Below are 15,860 nucleotides of genomic sequence, written 5' to 3'. Positions count from 1 at the left end.
CGGCAGCGTCGGACAGCTTGTCCTTAGCCTCGGAGGTGACCTGGTCGGCCTTGCCCTCGTTAGCTACGTCCTTGTTGTCGGTAGCTTCGCCGTAGGCTTCCTTTGCCTTGCCTACGAGGCCGTCCTTCTTGTTTTCCAAATCGCCCATAATCACTCCTTTGGGGTAGTCAGTCGATAACTAATACCCATAATACGCTCCTCTTTTAGTGCAGGCAGGAGAAGAACTTTCGGCACACCGCGGTGTGTTTAGCCGTAAAGAGAGACACCATAGATCTAAAAGCCACATGATGAAGCATATGGCATAGCGCATGTTCCGCCATATGGCACGGCACACGCTATGACATCTGCTAAAGCAAATGTCCGCTCGCGTGCAGTTCTACCTGCGCGTTCGCATGCTCATCCCCAGCATGTAGGCGCGGAAATTGACGGATCCAGGTACAGCTACGGGTAGCTCTGTGCGCGTTTTCCCTCGTGGGCGGCTTTTATAAAGGCAGGGGTGGAATCATGCTTCTAGGTCTCGTCAGGTGTGGCTGCTAGCGTTAGTGCTGGTTCACAATCACACCCCGCTGGGTGTGGGCGTGACTTCCTCGTCGGTGCGCGGTAAGGCCCGCGCGTGACGTGGGCTGTCCCGCGCGCCCTTTTTCAGGCGAGCGGACAACCCTACGACGTAAAAGGGAGGTAGACAATGGGTAAGCACTCATTGGATACACCCGGTCGCAAAAGAAAAGACCTTGATGCCACCAAGCTTGACTGGCTCGATGTGGCTACCAAGGTCATAGTTCTTGCGACCGTAATCGTGAAGCTCGTTACCGCGATGCTTCACGTGGGTCTTTAGGCCCGAGGGTCTCAACGAGCTGGCACTCGTTGGGGCCCTTTTTATCGTGCAGCGATGGCTCAGGGACGAACCATGCTGTCATGTCTTAGGCTAATGCGCGCGCGGAGGTTTCGCAATACTCCCGCACTGAGCACTCATGTCTCTTCTCTTGCTTAGGTATTTATTCCTGTCATAAATGGCTTTTCATGACATCAGTTGACTGCGTTCTCTGTACTCAGGGTGTGTTAGCGTTATCTCTGTAATATCCTGGTGCGCGAAACGCACAGTCTCAGTAGGAAGTCTGAGTGATAGCACAAACCAGTGCTATCCGTCGCTTTAGTTCTTGTTCTCATGAGAGTTAAAGTATCCGTTGTCTCCAGGTCCGCTAAAGCGGGCTTGGAGGGTATCAGGAAGTTTGTGTGTGAAACTCCTTCTAGATCAGAGCCTCACACACAAACTTCCTGACACCCTCTCCAGTGTTTCCTCTTACCAATCGCGAATCACATCACGGTCACACTTCAACCAAAAACTAAACACCTTTAGACATTGCAAAGCCGCAGCTATCGATCAGAACAGGTCGCTAGCCACTGAAGATGATCCCTCATCAACTGCTCAGCCATAACCGGGTCACTGCGTCTAATAGCCCCAGCAATCCGACGATGCTGAGCGCGGTCCTGTTCCCTATCGGTAATAAATGCACGCGATGCCGCATGAGCCTGTTTCCGGATTGATAACAACCCTTCGACAACATCAACCAGTGCATCATTTCCCGTTGCCTGTGCCACTAAGACATGAAAACTTACATGATCATCCGGCAGCTGAGCATTAATAGCACACTCCGCACACTCCTCTAACGCACGAAGATCATCCTCCGATCGATGACGAGCAGCTTCAGCAGCGATAGGCGGCTCAATAATCACACGGGCTTCCACCAACTCGCGACACTGCGAGAGTGTGGGAACCATCAACGTATTCGCCCGCACAAAACGGAAAGCGTGCGGATGCACATACGTTCCAGACCCATGCCGTAACTCCACCACACCTGCAGCCTCTAACGCACGTAACGCTTCTCGCACCGTTGGCGTCGTCACCTGACAGTCCTCAGCTAACTGGCGCACAGACGGAAGCCGTTGCCCAGCAGCTAACCCCTGAGCACTCATTTCCTCCATAATATGACGCTGCACTTTTTCCGCTCTTGACAACACCATAGAGGAAGCATACAACAGAACATGTGACTAACTCACTTGCTCTCAAAGGTGTTATCGCTACCTCCCCTGCTGTCCTGTTCACCATCGGCGGAACCGAATACACTCAAGCTGCCGCCACACCCCCTCCATCAACCCAACAATCTCCCCTCCACACAATCAGCTCGAGTGGCCATACACGCTCATACCTGTTATCCACCCCCGAACACTTCGACTCTTCCCATCCCATCCCGGTGATCTTCGCCTTCCACGGACACGGACAAGACGCCCAGCGCATGGAAACCTACTCCGACCTCGACCAGCTACCGGCAGTCATCGTTTACCCCGACGGCAACAAAGACACCACAGGCAAACGCGCGTGGGAGTCAGCCCCCTACGCCCAGACCAATACCCATCACGAAGACTCCCAACTCGTACGAGACATTCTCCATCAGCTCGACCACACGTATTCCGTTGACCACTCACGGATCTACGCGACAGGTAAATCCAACGGCGGTGGTTTCGCCGCCCGATTAGGGTGCACTATGCCTGACGTCTTCGCCGCTGTTGCCCCTGTCGCTGGTGCCTACTACCCCGATACACACACTCACTGCGCAACCACCACGACATCCCCGGTTTCCATCATGGAAGTCCACGGCACCGACGACAAAACTATTGACTATCAAGGTGGAACATCCCACGGGAAGCACTATATTTCCGGACGTCAACTCACCGATGAGTTCGCACGCCGCAATCGCTGCGCCACACCACCTCCCGCACACTTAGCTGATGTTGCAACCACCGACGGCGCCAAGCGGTTGAGCTGGACAAACTGCGCAGGTAGCTCCGAGGCTGTTCACTACGCCGTTCAAGGCGGTGGTCACAACTGGCCAGGATCATCCCACCAGAAATCTAGTGGACCCGGACCATATAACACACGTTTCTCCACAACCACCCGCATATGGGAGTTTTTCTCCCGCCACCACCACTAAACCACCCACCCTTCCGAAGGAACAATCATGAAACGGCAACCTTTTTTCACAAAAGCAGCTGCAGCTACCCTGACCCTTACGGCAGGTATCTCACTAGCTGGACCAGCCAGCGCAGCCAGCCCATCATCTATGTTGCTTGGCATGTTCGACGGAACCGGCCACACCTCCGACGACATGAAAGCAGTCACCGGGAAAAGACCGGCTACGAAGGTCCTGTTCAGCAACTTCAGCGACGATTCTCTCCGCAGTCTCAACAATGACCTCACGAACGCATGGAACGAGGGGGCTGCACCATTGCTCACATTCGAATTCTTTACAAATAATAAGCAGGGCGATCCTCATGCTGGCCCTTACGACGGCGCAGCTAAACATAAAGGCGACCATGAAAACACAGCACGCGTCGACAAAAACATCGCCGAAGGGAAACTGGATTCCCGTATCGACCGTGCTGCCGATACTGTACGCACATTCGTTGCCGGTCCTGACAACACACTCAACACGCAAGACGATCGGAAAGTGTACATCCGCCCCGGCCATGAAATGAACGGAACTTGGTACCGCTGGTCAGCTACAGCCAACCAAACCCCCACGGATTACGTCAACGCCTTCCGTCATATCCATGAACGCTTTGACCACGTAGGGCTAACTAACAAAGACTCCATCCAATACATCTGGTCACCGATGAGTTGCGGTTCAATCAACGACTGTGATCCTACACACCTAGCCCGCGGCTATTATCCCGGCGACCGGTACGTCGACTGGGTAGGAGTTGACGCCTATAACTGGGGAAACGCACGCTCCAGTGGATGGCAATCACCAGAAACCATCATGAAACAAGCACTAGATGAAGTATCCAACATTGCCCCATCTAAACCTCTGACAATTCCTGAAACCGGTGTACCATCCAACGCCGGCGGGGATAAAAACCAATGGTTCAACGACCTCTACGGCTTCACCAGCTACTACATATCCCCTCAGAAGCAGAGAATCAAAATGCTCAACTACTTCAACAATAAGAAAAAGGAAGACGGAACCCTCATCGACTGGACCGCGATCAACAGCGCCGACGATCACCGTTTCCCCGCTTTTAACTCTCTAGCTCGTCACGACAACTACATCGGGGGAAACAAGAAAAACCACATTTCTACAGCACAATTCCAGGGCCGCTAGCAGAACCTACTCACTCGGTCAGGATAGGTCCCACCTCTACATCCAGGAAACCACCTGACCGATAGCTCCCTGATCTTTCCATTTCTCTTGGTCAGCTTTCATCCTAGAAAGGAACGAATCGTCAATGATGTCTCCACGGAAACTCGCCGTAGTTCTTGCTACGACCGTCGGTATCACAAGCCTCGGCCTGTCCATAACCCCAGCAGCCTCTGCATACGCAGATAACGAAAAAATCTATAACGTCCAACTCACCCTCTACGGAGGGAAAGACAACGACAACATCACACCCGACAACGACAACCCCCGAGGAATCGCCTGGCCAAAAGACGATCCTGCGTATAAAGGAAAAACAATCCACAAACTCGCCAGCGGTGACGGCACCTGGGAAAACCCCACCACCCTCGCTGTCGCCGACCCAGCACACGGCGGCCCCTTCTCCCAAGGAACACGCTTCTACATCCCCGCCGTTCACCGCTACTTCATCGCCGAAGATACCTGCCACGAATGCCTCCAAGATTGGCACAACGGTGAGCAACAACACGTTGATATGTGGGCAGGGAAAAACGCTACCCAAAAAGCAATGAACAGCTACCCCGCCAACGGACCACACACCATCATCGTCAACCCCCACTCTGGTCTCCGCGTCGACAAAGGCCCCCTTCTCACACACTAACCCCCTCCATACCACCAGCGGTGTGCAACTCCCCCTCTTACGGAAATGCACACCGTTTTTCATGTCGCGCCCTTCAATCCTGACCTATCCCCCCAAGTTCTGCGCCCGCCTCCTCAACAACAAACCGGACAGGTTAACGCGGGATATAGGGCCGTCAATCACACACAGACCGGTACAGAAAAACCAGATTCGATAGGAATACCTCGCGGAGCTCACGGAGATCGCGGTGCAACGCCAGATGGAGGAATCGCTAAAAGAAACCACCCATGGGACATTGCAGTGAAAGACTCACTCATCACGAAGTACTCAGAATATGGCAGGTCAAGTCGATTAAATAGACAACATTAGATGGTCAAGTCCCGTGTAGTGGTGTAGCCGTTGGTGCTTTCGGCTCGGTATGAAGTTCGGTGTTTGGTTAGGCGGTTAGCTGGTGGTGGTCACCATGGTCGTCTCCTGTGCGGTGCATGAGGTGTTTGGTGTGTTCGAGTGCGGATAGTGACATGTAGCGTTTTTGCTGGATCCAGTCGTCGTGCTGCTCGGCAAGAACCGCCCCGACAAGCCGGATGATGGATTCGCGGTTCGGGAAGATGCCCACAACGTCGGTGCGCCGGCGGATCTCCCGGTTTAACCGCTCGGTGGGGTTGTTGGACCAGACTTTCGTCCATACCGGTTTCGGGGCTGCGGTAAACGCCAACACCTCGTCGAGGGATTCCTCCAGGTAGGACGCAACATGCGGGAATTTCGGTTCTAACAGGTCGACCACTTCGCGGGCTTGTGCCCAGGTGGATTGGGCGTCAGGTTGTTGGAAGATCGTCTGGAACATCGCAGAGACCATCGGCCACTGGGGTTTCGGGACCTTTTCATAGAGGTTCTTCGCAAAATGGGTGCGGCAGCGCTGCCAGGACGCATCGGGCAGCACTTCAGATATCGCGTGTTGGATGCCTTCGTGGGCATCACTGGTGATCAAGTAGACATCGCGAAGCCCACGGGCTTTCAGGTCTTGGAAGAAGCCTTTCCACGACGCGTTGGACTCGGCTGTGGCGACGTGCATGCCAAGCATCTCACGGTAGCCGTCGGCGTTGACCCCGGTAGCTAGCAGCACTGAGCATTTGACCACCCGGCCGCCTTCACGGACTTTGATCGTTAGCGCGTCGCATGACAGGTAGGCGTATCCGCCGGGATCAAGTGGGCGGTTTTTGAAATCTGCGACCATCTCGTCGAGTTCTTCCGACATGCGTGAGACTTGCGATTTCGACAGGTTGGCAATCCCCAGCGTGGCCACCGAATCGTTCATCCTGCGGGTGGAGACCCCTTTGAGGTAGCACGTGGCAATCACCGTTGATAGTGCGCGTTCGGCACGTGAGCGTCGCTCTAACAGCCAGTCCGGGAAGAACGCACCGTGGCGCAGCTTCGGTACTGCCACATCGATCGTGCCGACACGGGTGTCGAGGTCGCGGTGGCGGTACCCGTTGCGGTGGTTGACCCGCTGTTCAGAAGCGACGCCGTATTCGGCGCCGCAGACGGTGTCGGCCTGGGCGGAGAGGATCTGGTTGATAAACCCTTGCAGCATCTGCCGCATCAGGTCAGGGGAGGCTTGGGCGAGCAGATCATCCAGATAGGTTGCAGGGTCGATAGAATGCGGTGCAGCGGTCATCGTCATGTGCCTTTCGGTGAGATGTGGTAGTTGAGTCGAAAGGTTACTGACGATGGTCGCCCCACTATTTCCAAGGGCCCACCATCAGCAAGCGTTACACCACACTAAGGGACGCAACCACCCCTAAGCAGCTTAACAACGTGTCCACAACTTGCGGGCAACCCCACAACCTCCAGGTTCAATAAACGTTTACGGTTAAGATATCTGGCCAGCGAAGTAGGAGTCGCTGTTATTAACGGGATTGTCCGGTGCTGCAAAACGTGTGCGATCGTACGCTTGCTACCTACAAGTAGTACATCGAGTACCACCTCGGTTGTCACGCTGTGTGTCGTACAGGGGTTTACCCTTGTTTGCAAGAAGCACAAAACTACGTGGAGGGTCGTAGGATTGTGGTTGTTGTGGGGTGTTTTGGTGGCAACCAAATCTTTGATTTGGGCGGCAGCCCAACGAGCCGCAAGGCGAGGCGGGAGCATAAACAGTAACCCGTAGTGAACGGTTTTGTTGGTTGATCGGCTGGGGATATAGATCTACAGGGATATAGTTATAAGCGACCTGGGAAAATAGGTAAACCCGCAGGTGAAACCCTGTGGATAACTGGCCTCGTATTGGTAAATATGCGCAGCTGTATTGGTAAATATGCGCAGCTGTATTGGTAAATATGCGCAGCTGTATTGGTAAATATGCGCAGACTCGCAAAGCGTATTGGTAAATATGCGCAGTCTGAGCTGGGGGAATCCTCGTATTGGTAAATATGCGCAGCTGTATTGGTAAATATGCGCAGCCTGTTTTGCGCAAAAAGAAAGCGCCCCGGAGGGCGCTGCTTCTCCGCGATTGGTCTAGTCGAGCTCGGGGCGAGGTGGCTTCTGTTGAACTGATGGGGAGGTTCTAGTGACTGTCACACCGTTCGTGTCCGCTGTAATGCCGGCCTTGGGCCACGCGGTAGTGAGCTCAAGAATGGCTTTCTTTATTTCAGTGCGGAAATTAACCCAGTCTTGGCCTGTTTGCAGGATTTTGGTGGCGAAGTTGGCGGCGATCATGTCCCAGGTGAAGGTGTAGGCTTCGCGGTTGTTTTTAGCTAGCCAGTACTGCTTTACCGTGAGCCAGATATAAAGGTCCATTGCGCGGGGTTTGTTGAGCTCGCGCAGTACGTTGAGGTCGATGGGGATAGGTGCTTCGGCAATGTGCTTGAAGAACTGGGGAGTGAGGACAAGTTCTGATTCCATGAAGCTGCCCTGGTTGGGGTCGCGTGGGTCGAACCAGAGGTTCCAGTCTTCGAGAATTTGGGTGTTGCGACCCCGTGCGTGAACCCCGTCGTCGCTTTGGACAGTGATTGCTGAACTAGCTAGGCGTAGAAGCTGGTCGCGGATTTTAGAGAGATTTCCTGTTGCGCCGCCTGTGCCGCGTCCGGTGATGCCGATTGCTTGGAGGAAGTGGCTCATGGAGTGGCCTAGTGGAATGCGGCGGGCTTCTTCATGGTTGACTTTGCCTTCTTTGAGGCGTCCGGCATTAGCTACGGCGCGGGTGATGATGTATGCCATGATGAGGCGTGGGTACTTGCCGTATGGCAGGCCGTTGGGTGAGTAGACGCTGATGGTGCCTTCAGTAGTAGTTATTTTTCGTTCGTTGTTGTCTGGGTTGCGGTAGGGGAAGAGTGCTTGGACGAAGAGTTTGGAGGTGTAGCCGACGTCTTGGGCTTGGAGGAGTTCTTGTGCGGCGTCATGTTCTTGCCTGCGGGCTAGTTCTTTGACTGCTTCGAGCTTGGTGCGTCGCTCGTCTCGGGGCTGCATGGTGCCGTGGTCTCCTTTCGGATTAGCGGCACCGACCGTGTTGTGCTTTGCTCACTGTCCGTGGGGAAGTGGTAAAGTCTTAACCGACACGGTCGGTGTCGTTTTTCTTTTGGACCCCCGCTAGAGTTGGCGCTCGATGATGCGGGGGTTTCCTCATGTTTTGAGGAGTGTGCGCGCCCTGGACTTGAACCGAGGGTGTGTGCCGCTCGCGCTGCGCACCCCACGAGTGTAGGGCGGCTTTTTATTTTCTCCGACTATTAAATCACATCAGTGTTATTTACTGGGAGATTTAGTAATGGTGGCGATTCCCACCAAGAGGCCTATTGGCTATTCGATTTAATGAAGACTGCATCAGTTGGTTCTTATTTATTAGATACACCGCTACTAACGCTGTCAACACCACAAGCGTAAACAGAATAAGGTGCAGATTTTCGTGATCATTAGAGGAATCTGTCCACTTACTAGCGCTATAGTCTCTAGCAATAGTGATATATGCAACTGCGAAAATTAGCACGAATATTTTTCGATACGGCATATTAACCTCTCTTAGGACCATCCATCTGTGTACGTGCCAGACTGAAGCCCAATGCTAAGATCTGTAAAGAAAATGAGGGAAGTTAATGCTAGAAGTGACTAATGGCTGTCGCTTGGGAATTTTTCTCGAATAGGGGACCAGAGAAAACAAAGACAAGAATCAAAAGTGCAGTGCCAGTTCCCACTACTGGTAAAGGAATGATGGCGCTGCCGGATTGTTGCCCAGTACCTGCATTATCAGCTGATAACCCTGTGCTAAACAAAAGACCCCCAGACGAAATCATAATTAGACCTGAGAGTCTTGCCGACAGCACTAACCATAGTGCACGATTCATAGAATCAAGGGCGGCTCTGTCGAGCCGCCTGAAGCGGTCTCGTGTGTGCTGTTTTCACATGCGGTAACGGTATTGTTGTATTGTAAAACCATGAGGCAACCCCTCATTTCCGAGGCAACGCCATTCGTTTCACTTTTAGCCGAGAGTTACGGGTGGCGTTGCCATTTTTATTGCTTATATCACTTTAACTTAGCACTCTTATGCATTTAGTTACAGCAGTGTGCTTTATAAAACACGTAGCTAAGACCCTGTTTTCACTGAAAATCGTTAATGTATACATTGCGTCACTCACTAAAACTAATGTATACATTAACGACTCTGTGACCTGGGGATTTAAGCTAATGCTTCATATGATGCATTAAAATCGAAGCGGAAAACGCTTTAATGTATGCATTAAAAACCCCAGGTCATTATATGTTTTCGTCTAGAAATACACGGATGTAGCTGCAAGCAGCAAAATCAGCAAAAAGAGCATAAGGGGTTGTGGTGTCACCCCCTCTGAGGAGGGGGTGACAGCCGGCATAGCCGGCACAACTGGCAGCGGTGACCCGCTGCCACTAATTCGCCCGCCTGAAGGCGGGCGAATTAGCCTTATGCTCTTGCTACGAAACGTAAAAAGCGGCCCTTTAGGGGCCGCTTGTAAAAAGTCACGTAGCAATCCTCACCGTGGCACCTTGGTTACGGTTCTCGGTGGCGCCAGGAACCTTCGGTTCCAGGCGCTCGTAGCTACCAGAGGGTTGAGGGAGAGAATCTCCCTCGCCAGCGCCACGAGGCACCGGAGGTGTCCGAGTGGCTTGCTGGTCACTTACTTTCTGTAACGATTAACGTAACAGATTTCAATGTCGTTATTAGTGCGCAGTTGTAGCGCAGAAGCAACGCCGTTGCGTTACAAAGTGCTAAGTATTAGTATTTCTCCTCTTGGAGCGTTAACAACTGTGTACCAATCGCATAGACGAAGCCGGAATGGTGACTAACTCGGACATGAACCGTGTCTTAGAAACCGCCACTACTGCCTAGGCGAGCGTGGTCTTCGTTGGCGACCTCGAGCAATACTCGGCGGTTAAGACACACTCCGGGCTGCTGGCAACCTTGTTCCATGAATTGCCTGACGCAGTAGAGCTGACCGAAGTGTTCCGCCAGCGTGATACGGGCAAACGCAACCAGCTGCCTCCTATATCTGGTCAGACAGATATAGAACTCGATACGTGGCTTCGCGCCCACAACCCTTACGACCGCGCGGAAACTGCTCGCCTTACCGGAGAGGAAGGAAACCTCAACCAGCTCAACCAAACTGTGCTGGCAGAGCACGCACGCTTTGCCCGCTCGAAGGTTGAGTCGCTGACCTGGCAAGAGGCAAGCATTACCACTCGCCTACACGAGGACAAAGACGCAGCCCTTAACGAGGTACAGGCCGACTATCAGCAGGTAGTACTTACTGCTGGGCGCATTCGCGCCTACGAGCAGGCCATGGCAGACCACAGTGCGGCCCTTCGCGAAGAAGAAGCTGCCCGCGCAACCATTGAGCACCAACGCCTACTGGCCGATGATTACACCCGCTCGGTTGCCGAGCAGGCCTATGACCACGACGCCGCAGGCTATGGTACGTACCAACAGCGCATAGACCATGCGCACAAGCGTCTTGAACAGGCGCAACAGCGCCGCAGCTTAGCTCAGCAGGCCATTGAGGATACTGGTGCTAACTTGCCGGAGGCAGGTCTGTGGGACGAAATCTGCTACCGTGCCGACGACACAGAAGAATGGGGCAAGCGCCTAAACGCTGCCGCACAACACGACAGCGAACATACCTATAGGCTTCAACAGCGACTCGATACTATCCGCCGCGAGAAAATGGACTTCGCCGACCGCGCCGACATCGCCACACGCTTGTGCGCAGAAGAAATCCCTAACGATGTCGCTGACCATGCAGGCTACATCGCCGATGAAGTCAACTTGCTGGCCGCACAACGCACCTACGAACTACGCCGCCTTGGCATAGATGAACCTGTCCAAGAGACAATCCGCGAGATGATGGCAGATACCATCGCCGCCGCTTACGAACCAGACAACACTCACTACAACGAGATGGAGGAAGAACCACCAGCATCCGAGACCGCCCCAGAAGCCGAAAGCACCGACAACGCCCAAGACGAAGACACCAGCGAACTGAACGGGGGCGCGCGAGCAAGCCTTGACTTCCTCGCCAGCCTTGGCCTAGGTGGCGAGGAACAAAGCGTTACCAGCGACAGCGACGCCACCGACGAGCAAGCACCCGCTGATGAGCTTGAAGAAGAACAAGGCCTAGAGCTTTAGAAAACAGCGAGGTCAATGCGCTAGCTCTCACATGGGTATATACCAGGTAATCAGCTTCTTTCCTCGAGCCATCGTGTAGCCCACTCTTCAAAAAGTTGGGAGATGCTCTTCTCTTCTTCCACTGCAGCGAGTTTGAGCTCTTTAATCAATTGTCGATCACGGACGTACAACTGAAGACGTGTCGCTTTATCATTAGCTTGAGCGAACATCTTTGTTGAAGGCGAGCTCTCCGGCCTATTTCCAGACGCTTCTTCTCGCGCCTTATTCTTGGCCTTTGGAATTGCCATCATCTACCCCTTAATCCTCAAATGCTGCGACTACTTCTCGAGCCAAAGAATCCCACACCTTCGTACTGCTGGGCTTTGTTCCGAAAGCACGCCGTGTAGCCGCCCTAGTTGGGATGACTGTTTCAGCAAGCGCTGCAGTCTCATCACCCTCCAGCTCGGCATGGACCTCATCTAGAAGTCTTTCCCTCCTGTCGACATTCGACAGAACAACTGCTGTTGGTATCCCCATTTCCATTAGCCAAGAAAGCGTTACCTGCGTTCTATCAATATCCATCGGGGAAACACCAGTGGGAAGAAGGACTAAATCGGCAGCCTCAGCACTTTCGGTAATGAAAGCTAAACCACCTGGAGGGGTGTCGACTATAAGAAAGTCCGGATTGTTCCCTCTTCTGACAACTCCAGAGAAATCACTTGAGCTGCGGACAGATTCGATAGGAAATGGAAAATCCTTCACTTTGGTTGCCCATCGGATGGCAGATTGCTGGGGATCGCCGTCTGCGACTGCAACCGCATAACCCATCTTCCGAATTGCCTCTGCGAGCATTACCGAAAGTGTGGTCTTCCCCGTCCCACCTTTCGACTGAATTACGGAAATTACTCGAGTCATACAAAAAGAATAGATTCAGGAAGGATTTACGTGGGTAGTGACATGCGCATGTGCGTATATATTGCTATATGCATGGAAACCGCTAAGTAGGGAACTGAACTAAAAGTCACTTTATATTCATATACTGATATGCGCATATGAATATATGCTCATCCTGAAATTCAAAGCTATCCCCTTGCCGAGGGATACTCCTGTCGCGGGCGCGCTGTAAGGCGGTATGGTTTTGAGTGTCCGCAGCGCACCTCCCCCGGCGCATAGTCGGACGGAAGGAAAATAAAAAAGCCACAATCCCCCGCAGGTGGCTTCTCCCCTAGTGCTTCCAACGACGAGAAGCACTAGGGGAGTTTTCTTTATCGTCTTCTTGGAGCCTCTTTAGAGCTCAATCATGATAGTCCGGAAAGTAGCAGTGTAGACACAACAAGGTTGTTAAAAGCGTGTATGAGAAATGATGCTTTTGTTGTTTTAAACCAGAATCTGGCGAGCGTGAGTGACGACCCTAGGAATAGGGTGTAGATCATCAAGGGCGGGGCGATGTGGGCTCCGGCAAACGCTAATACGGAGATTAATCCCGCTGCCCACGCGGGAGTGTGTTGTTGTAGCCAATCAAGTAGCACTCTTCGGAATACGACTTCTTCTAGGAAAGGCATGGCTATTACAGTGCCAATTATTACTGCAGTTTGTGCGGCTAGGCCTAGGTGAGTGCTTTCATCGAGGCCGCTTTCCGAAGGTGACACTCCAGATATTGAACCAACTATAGCTGAAGCTGTAGCACTGATGAGAAGTGTCAGTGGTGCCCACCAGATTAGGTGCCATAGGGAGTGAGTGCTGTTTTGAAAACCCAGATCATTAAGGTTCCATTTTAGTCGGTGACACAGTCCGAACCATAAGGTTCCTAGTCCACCTGCTGCGCCAAAGATGACGGCACCGAAGGCGATCCACGCTCCGGATTTGAATATGTAGCCAAAAAGTAGTCCTCCTGCGCAAGTTCCGGCATCCATGCCGAGCATGCTTAGGGCAGCCCAGATGAGATGCGGCGTGCGGACTGTGGGAGGAAGCGAGTAAGAACCTACAGGGTGTGGTTGACCATTCTGCATAGGAACTATTGTCCATGCTGAATTGGCAATAAATTCCTCCCTAGGGACTAAATTCTCCTGAGGTTTAGAGGCTTCTTGCCCGTTGGCAGGTTGTCTATTTTTTAGGTGATTGCGATATGACGTCGGGACAGGGGGCTCTCCTGCTATGTTTAATTCTGCCCGCCATAGCACCCTTTGACTGTGGCGGGTTGCATAACAGATGAACACCGCTTTCCGGTGCGGTAGAAGCCCCTAGGCGTCGTGGTGAGCACCTAGGGGCTTTGTCATGACCTGACATAGAGGAAACCTTCGTGGGTGGGGATAGAAAAATTCCCCTAGCGTTTTACAAAACTCTAGGGGAATAAATCTCTCTATTTTCTCACAAAGCAGGTTGTTGGGATGTCAGTTTCCTGACTGTAGGGGTTTACATGGTGTAGACCCACTGGGAGTTGCCTGCAGCTGGCTGAGTGATGATAGCGCGGATGTTGTCTTCAGTAGCCTGGTAGGACGCGCGCTCATTCTTTAGCGGATCGTTGACGGTGAAGGTCTTCTTATCCTTGTCGTAGCCGGAAACGTAGACGTAGTGCCCGAAGCCTGGCTTAGCCATCTCGCCGCTGATGACACCGGTCTGAGCCAAGATGATGGCCTTTTTACCCTTCTTGATGTCATCGATAGCTTTGACTGCATCACCATTGAGGTGCTGCTTGCCAGAAACACCACGCTGGTTGAGGATATCGACGACCTGGCCGGTTTGCAGGTAACCGCTGATGTTGCCGCGAATATCGGTCATAGCCTGAGCCTGGTTGGACTTGGTGTAGCTGGCTGGGACGTCACCGCCGTTTTGCAGCAGAGCCATCAAAATAGTGGCAGGACCACAGTCCTCCCACTGTGTGCCCTGGTCTTGAGCCTGGGAGATGTACTGGAACTTGTGCTTGGTTTCAGCCTGCGCAGTAGCGACAGTACCGAAGCCAGAACCCTGGTTAGAGTGGGTGTCAGGCGTGGGTGCCAAAACGCCGGTGGCAGCTGCGGCGGTAAGAACACCGGCGGCAATTTTCTTGTTGAGATGGGCTAACAAGGAAGTCTCCTTCGGGTCTTAAAACGATGTAATTCCTATTCCCTAATAGGACGCCACCGACCCTACAACAAAGGTTTACGTATCGCAGTACAACCTACACCCTATTAATAAAACGGAAGACTCCGTACTAAACGCAACTTACTGCATCTTATTGGGTCGAGAACTGGCTTACTTTTAACAGTGTGAGATTAGACAACGCGTGACAAAGAGTCAGATTATTGTGCCCCCAGAAGAGGATTGTGTACTTTCCTGTTTTCTTGAGCGGCAATGCGCTGACGATGAAACCCTTTGGACGTCTGCCACAGCTTCTAGAAAATGCAGTTGAGATTTTCCTAATTGATTAGCGTGATCTATATCATTAGTGCGCAAGACTGCAACTTTTGAACCTCTATTCGATTCAGTGAACGCCATTCCGTATCGATCGCGATATGTGCAGGACCGCATTAATCGTGGGACTAATTCTGGAGTGATAGTTCGTCTTTTAAGAGGTCTAGTTCGACACTTTCTTATTCGGCGTTTCGCTGCGGTGAGAGTCATAGAGTAGACGTGCGGCCCCTGGTGGCTTTAGTGCCTCTGTAGTGCATTACAGTGAGCAGAATCTATCAATCATTCCGCGTGGTTTAGCCTTTTAGAAAGCATTGCGGTATACGGATTGATTTCACCTGTTGTACTCAGCACCGCGCTAGTCGGAGGCTAATCCTTATTGGTAGATGCCCCAGCTGGTGCGACGTATATCTCTGTCTCACCTAAGTCCCTACCCTGCTAGAGCTCTATATAGCTCACCGCAATACTTCTTTGGGTGGCCTTCTTTCCAAAAATCAAGATAACACCTAAACGCACGTATATAATGATATGCGTATATGTCTATATGCACATGCACACATATTTAAAATGTTTAAAGACACGCCAAACCGACAAAGGGATTTCCGTAATTGTAAAGCCAAATGCGGCTGCTATGTTGGATGCTTCCCGCCGGATTTCCTTAGTAGTTTCGGTGGTCGTACAGAAAAGTAGATGCACCTTCCGGTGCGACAAATCCCTGAGCACCGTGATGCTTCCAAGGTACTTGGTACTTTCCGAATTTCGCCCTTACCGTCGAAGTCGTTCAATCAAAAACGACAAGGCTTAGTAGCCTTTTCTTCGAAGGGCTATTATAGAAAAGCCTTCTCTGGCTGGCGCATCCACCGCTTGATTCCGCCCCCTGGCTTGAACATATGGCGATGAAAACTAGACTTCAAGTAGTTGAACTTTTGGTATGGAGATGCCTATGCGTAAGACCTTAATCAGCCTCACCGGCCCCGCCTTCGTTGCTGCAGTGGCTTACGTCGACCCCGGCAACGTAGCCGCCAACATCAGCGCCGGCTC

The 15,860-nt window shown here is 52.4% G+C and carries 13 protein-coding genes; 5 read left to right on the top strand and 8 right to left on the bottom strand.

The genetic code is table 11. The features are described from left to right. Positions 1-148: CsbD family protein (locus MHK05_RS11455; RefSeq protein ID WP_239206856.1), on the bottom strand; the 148-nt coding region annotated here is incomplete at its 3' end. 537 nt (positions 149-685) lie between these two features. On the opposite strand from MHK05_RS11455, the gene MHK05_RS11450 reads away from it, so the two are divergent. Beyond that, positions 686-835: a hypothetical protein gene (locus MHK05_RS11450; protein WP_239206854.1), complete on the top strand. Its 150-nt coding sequence runs from the start codon at positions 686-688 to the stop codon at positions 833-835. A 539-nt stretch (positions 836-1,374) separates the two neighbouring features. Here the strand turns inward: MHK05_RS11450 and MHK05_RS11445 are convergent. Further along, positions 1,375-2,022: a FadR/GntR family transcriptional regulator gene (locus MHK05_RS11445; protein ID WP_239206853.1), complete on the bottom strand. Its 648-nt coding sequence runs from the start codon at positions 2,020-2,022 to the stop codon at positions 1,375-1,377. Between the two features lie 23 nt (positions 2,023-2,045). Here MHK05_RS11445 and MHK05_RS11440 point away from each other — a divergent pair, with 23 nt between their 5' ends. From MHK05_RS11440 to MHK05_RS11430, 3 genes are all read left to right on the top strand, one after another. Then, positions 2,046-2,990, top strand: coding sequence for an extracellular catalytic domain type 1 short-chain-length polyhydroxyalkanoate depolymerase (locus tag MHK05_RS11440; protein WP_239206852.1), 945 nt, complete (start codon positions 2,046-2,048; stop codon positions 2,988-2,990). Between the two features lie 27 nt (positions 2,991-3,017). Then, positions 3,018-4,160 carry a glycoside hydrolase family 26 protein gene (locus tag MHK05_RS11435; RefSeq protein WP_239206851.1) on the top strand — a complete coding sequence of 381 codons (1,143 nt, stop codon included), beginning with the start codon at positions 3,018-3,020 and terminating at the stop codon, positions 4,158-4,160. A 124-nt stretch (positions 4,161-4,284) separates the two neighbouring features. Beyond that, on the top strand, positions 4,285-4,833 hold the full coding sequence (locus tag MHK05_RS11430; protein ID WP_239206850.1) for a hypothetical protein: 549 nt from the start codon (positions 4,285-4,287) through the stop codon (positions 4,831-4,833). A 415-nt stretch (positions 4,834-5,248) separates the two neighbouring features. On the opposite strand, the gene MHK05_RS11425 is transcribed toward MHK05_RS11430, so the two are convergent. Together MHK05_RS11425 and MHK05_RS11420 are read right to left on the bottom strand one after the other, a co-directional pair. Beyond that, entirely contained in the window at positions 5,249-6,487 is a 1,239-nt protein-coding gene (locus MHK05_RS11425; protein WP_239206855.1) for an IS256 family transposase, read from the bottom strand. A gap of 836 nt (positions 6,488-7,323) precedes the next feature. After that, positions 7,324-8,274, bottom strand: coding sequence for a replication protein RepA (locus MHK05_RS11420; protein WP_239206849.1), 951 nt, complete (start codon positions 8,272-8,274; stop codon positions 7,324-7,326). 1,892 nt (positions 8,275-10,166) lie between these two features. On the opposite strand from MHK05_RS11420, the gene MHK05_RS11415 reads away from it, so the two are divergent. Beyond that, positions 10,167-11,453: a DEAD/DEAH box helicase family protein gene (locus MHK05_RS11415; RefSeq protein WP_324291871.1), complete on the top strand. Its 1,287-nt coding sequence runs from the start codon at positions 10,167-10,169 to the stop codon at positions 11,451-11,453. Between the two features lie 50 nt (positions 11,454-11,503). On the opposite strand, the gene MHK05_RS11410 is transcribed toward MHK05_RS11415, so the two are convergent. From MHK05_RS11410 to MHK05_RS11400, 4 genes are all read right to left on the bottom strand, one after another. Next, positions 11,504-11,743 (bottom strand): peptide transporter, encoded by a 240-nt coding sequence (locus MHK05_RS11410; RefSeq protein WP_239206848.1) that lies wholly within the window; start codon positions 11,741-11,743, stop codon positions 11,504-11,506. Between the two features lie 7 nt (positions 11,744-11,750). Further along, positions 11,751-12,347, bottom strand: coding sequence for a ParA family protein (locus MHK05_RS11405; RefSeq protein WP_239206847.1), 597 nt, complete (start codon positions 12,345-12,347; stop codon positions 11,751-11,753). A 383-nt stretch (positions 12,348-12,730) separates the two neighbouring features. Further along, positions 12,731-13,345, bottom strand: a complete 615-nt coding sequence (locus tag MHK05_RS11945; RefSeq protein WP_349839618.1) for a CPBP family intramembrane glutamic endopeptidase — start codon at positions 13,343-13,345, stop codon at positions 12,731-12,733. Between the two features lie 499 nt (positions 13,346-13,844). Next, positions 13,845-14,495 carry a C39 family peptidase gene (locus MHK05_RS11400; protein WP_239206846.1) on the bottom strand — a complete coding sequence of 217 codons (651 nt, stop codon included), beginning with the start codon at positions 14,493-14,495 and terminating at the stop codon, positions 13,845-13,847. Positions 14,496-15,860: the final 1,365 nt, after the last annotated feature.

The sequence above is a fragment of the Corynebacterium nasorum genome, assembly GCF_022347325.1.
GTDB lineage: Bacteria > Actinomycetota > Actinomycetes > Mycobacteriales > Mycobacteriaceae > Corynebacterium > Corynebacterium kefirresidentii.
The sequence above is the reverse complement of the archived record's forward strand: the minus strand, read 5'-3'. Positions and strand labels throughout refer to the sequence as shown.

Excerpts from the sequence above, each read along its gene's own strand:
- MHK05_RS11450 (WP_239206854.1), top strand. The coding sequence starts at position 686 with ATGGGTAAGCACTCATTGGATACACCCGGTCGCAAAAGAAAAGACCTT.
- MHK05_RS11445 (WP_239206853.1), bottom strand. The coding sequence starts at position 2,022 with ATGGTGTTGTCAAGAGCGGAAAAAGTGCAGCGTCATATTATGGAGGAA.
- MHK05_RS11435 (WP_239206851.1), top strand. The coding sequence starts at position 3,018 with ATGAAACGGCAACCTTTTTTCACAAAAGCAGCTGCAGCTACCCTGACC.
- MHK05_RS11430 (WP_239206850.1), top strand. The coding sequence starts at position 4,285 with ATGATGTCTCCACGGAAACTCGCCGTAGTTCTTGCTACGACCGTCGGT.
- MHK05_RS11425 (WP_239206855.1), bottom strand. The coding sequence starts at position 6,487 with ATGACCGCTGCACCGCATTCTATCGACCCTGCAACCTATCTGGATGAT.
- MHK05_RS11420 (WP_239206849.1), bottom strand. The coding sequence starts at position 8,274 with ATGCAGCCCCGAGACGAGCGACGCACCAAGCTCGAAGCAGTCAAAGAA.
- MHK05_RS11410 (WP_239206848.1), bottom strand. The coding sequence starts at position 11,743 with ATGATGGCAATTCCAAAGGCCAAGAATAAGGCGCGAGAAGAAGCGTCT.
- MHK05_RS11405 (WP_239206847.1), bottom strand. The coding sequence starts at position 12,347 with ATGACTCGAGTAATTTCCGTAATTCAGTCGAAAGGTGGGACGGGGAAG.
- MHK05_RS11945 (WP_349839618.1), bottom strand. The coding sequence starts at position 13,345 with ATGGATGCCGGAACTTGCGCAGGAGGACTACTTTTTGGCTACATATTC.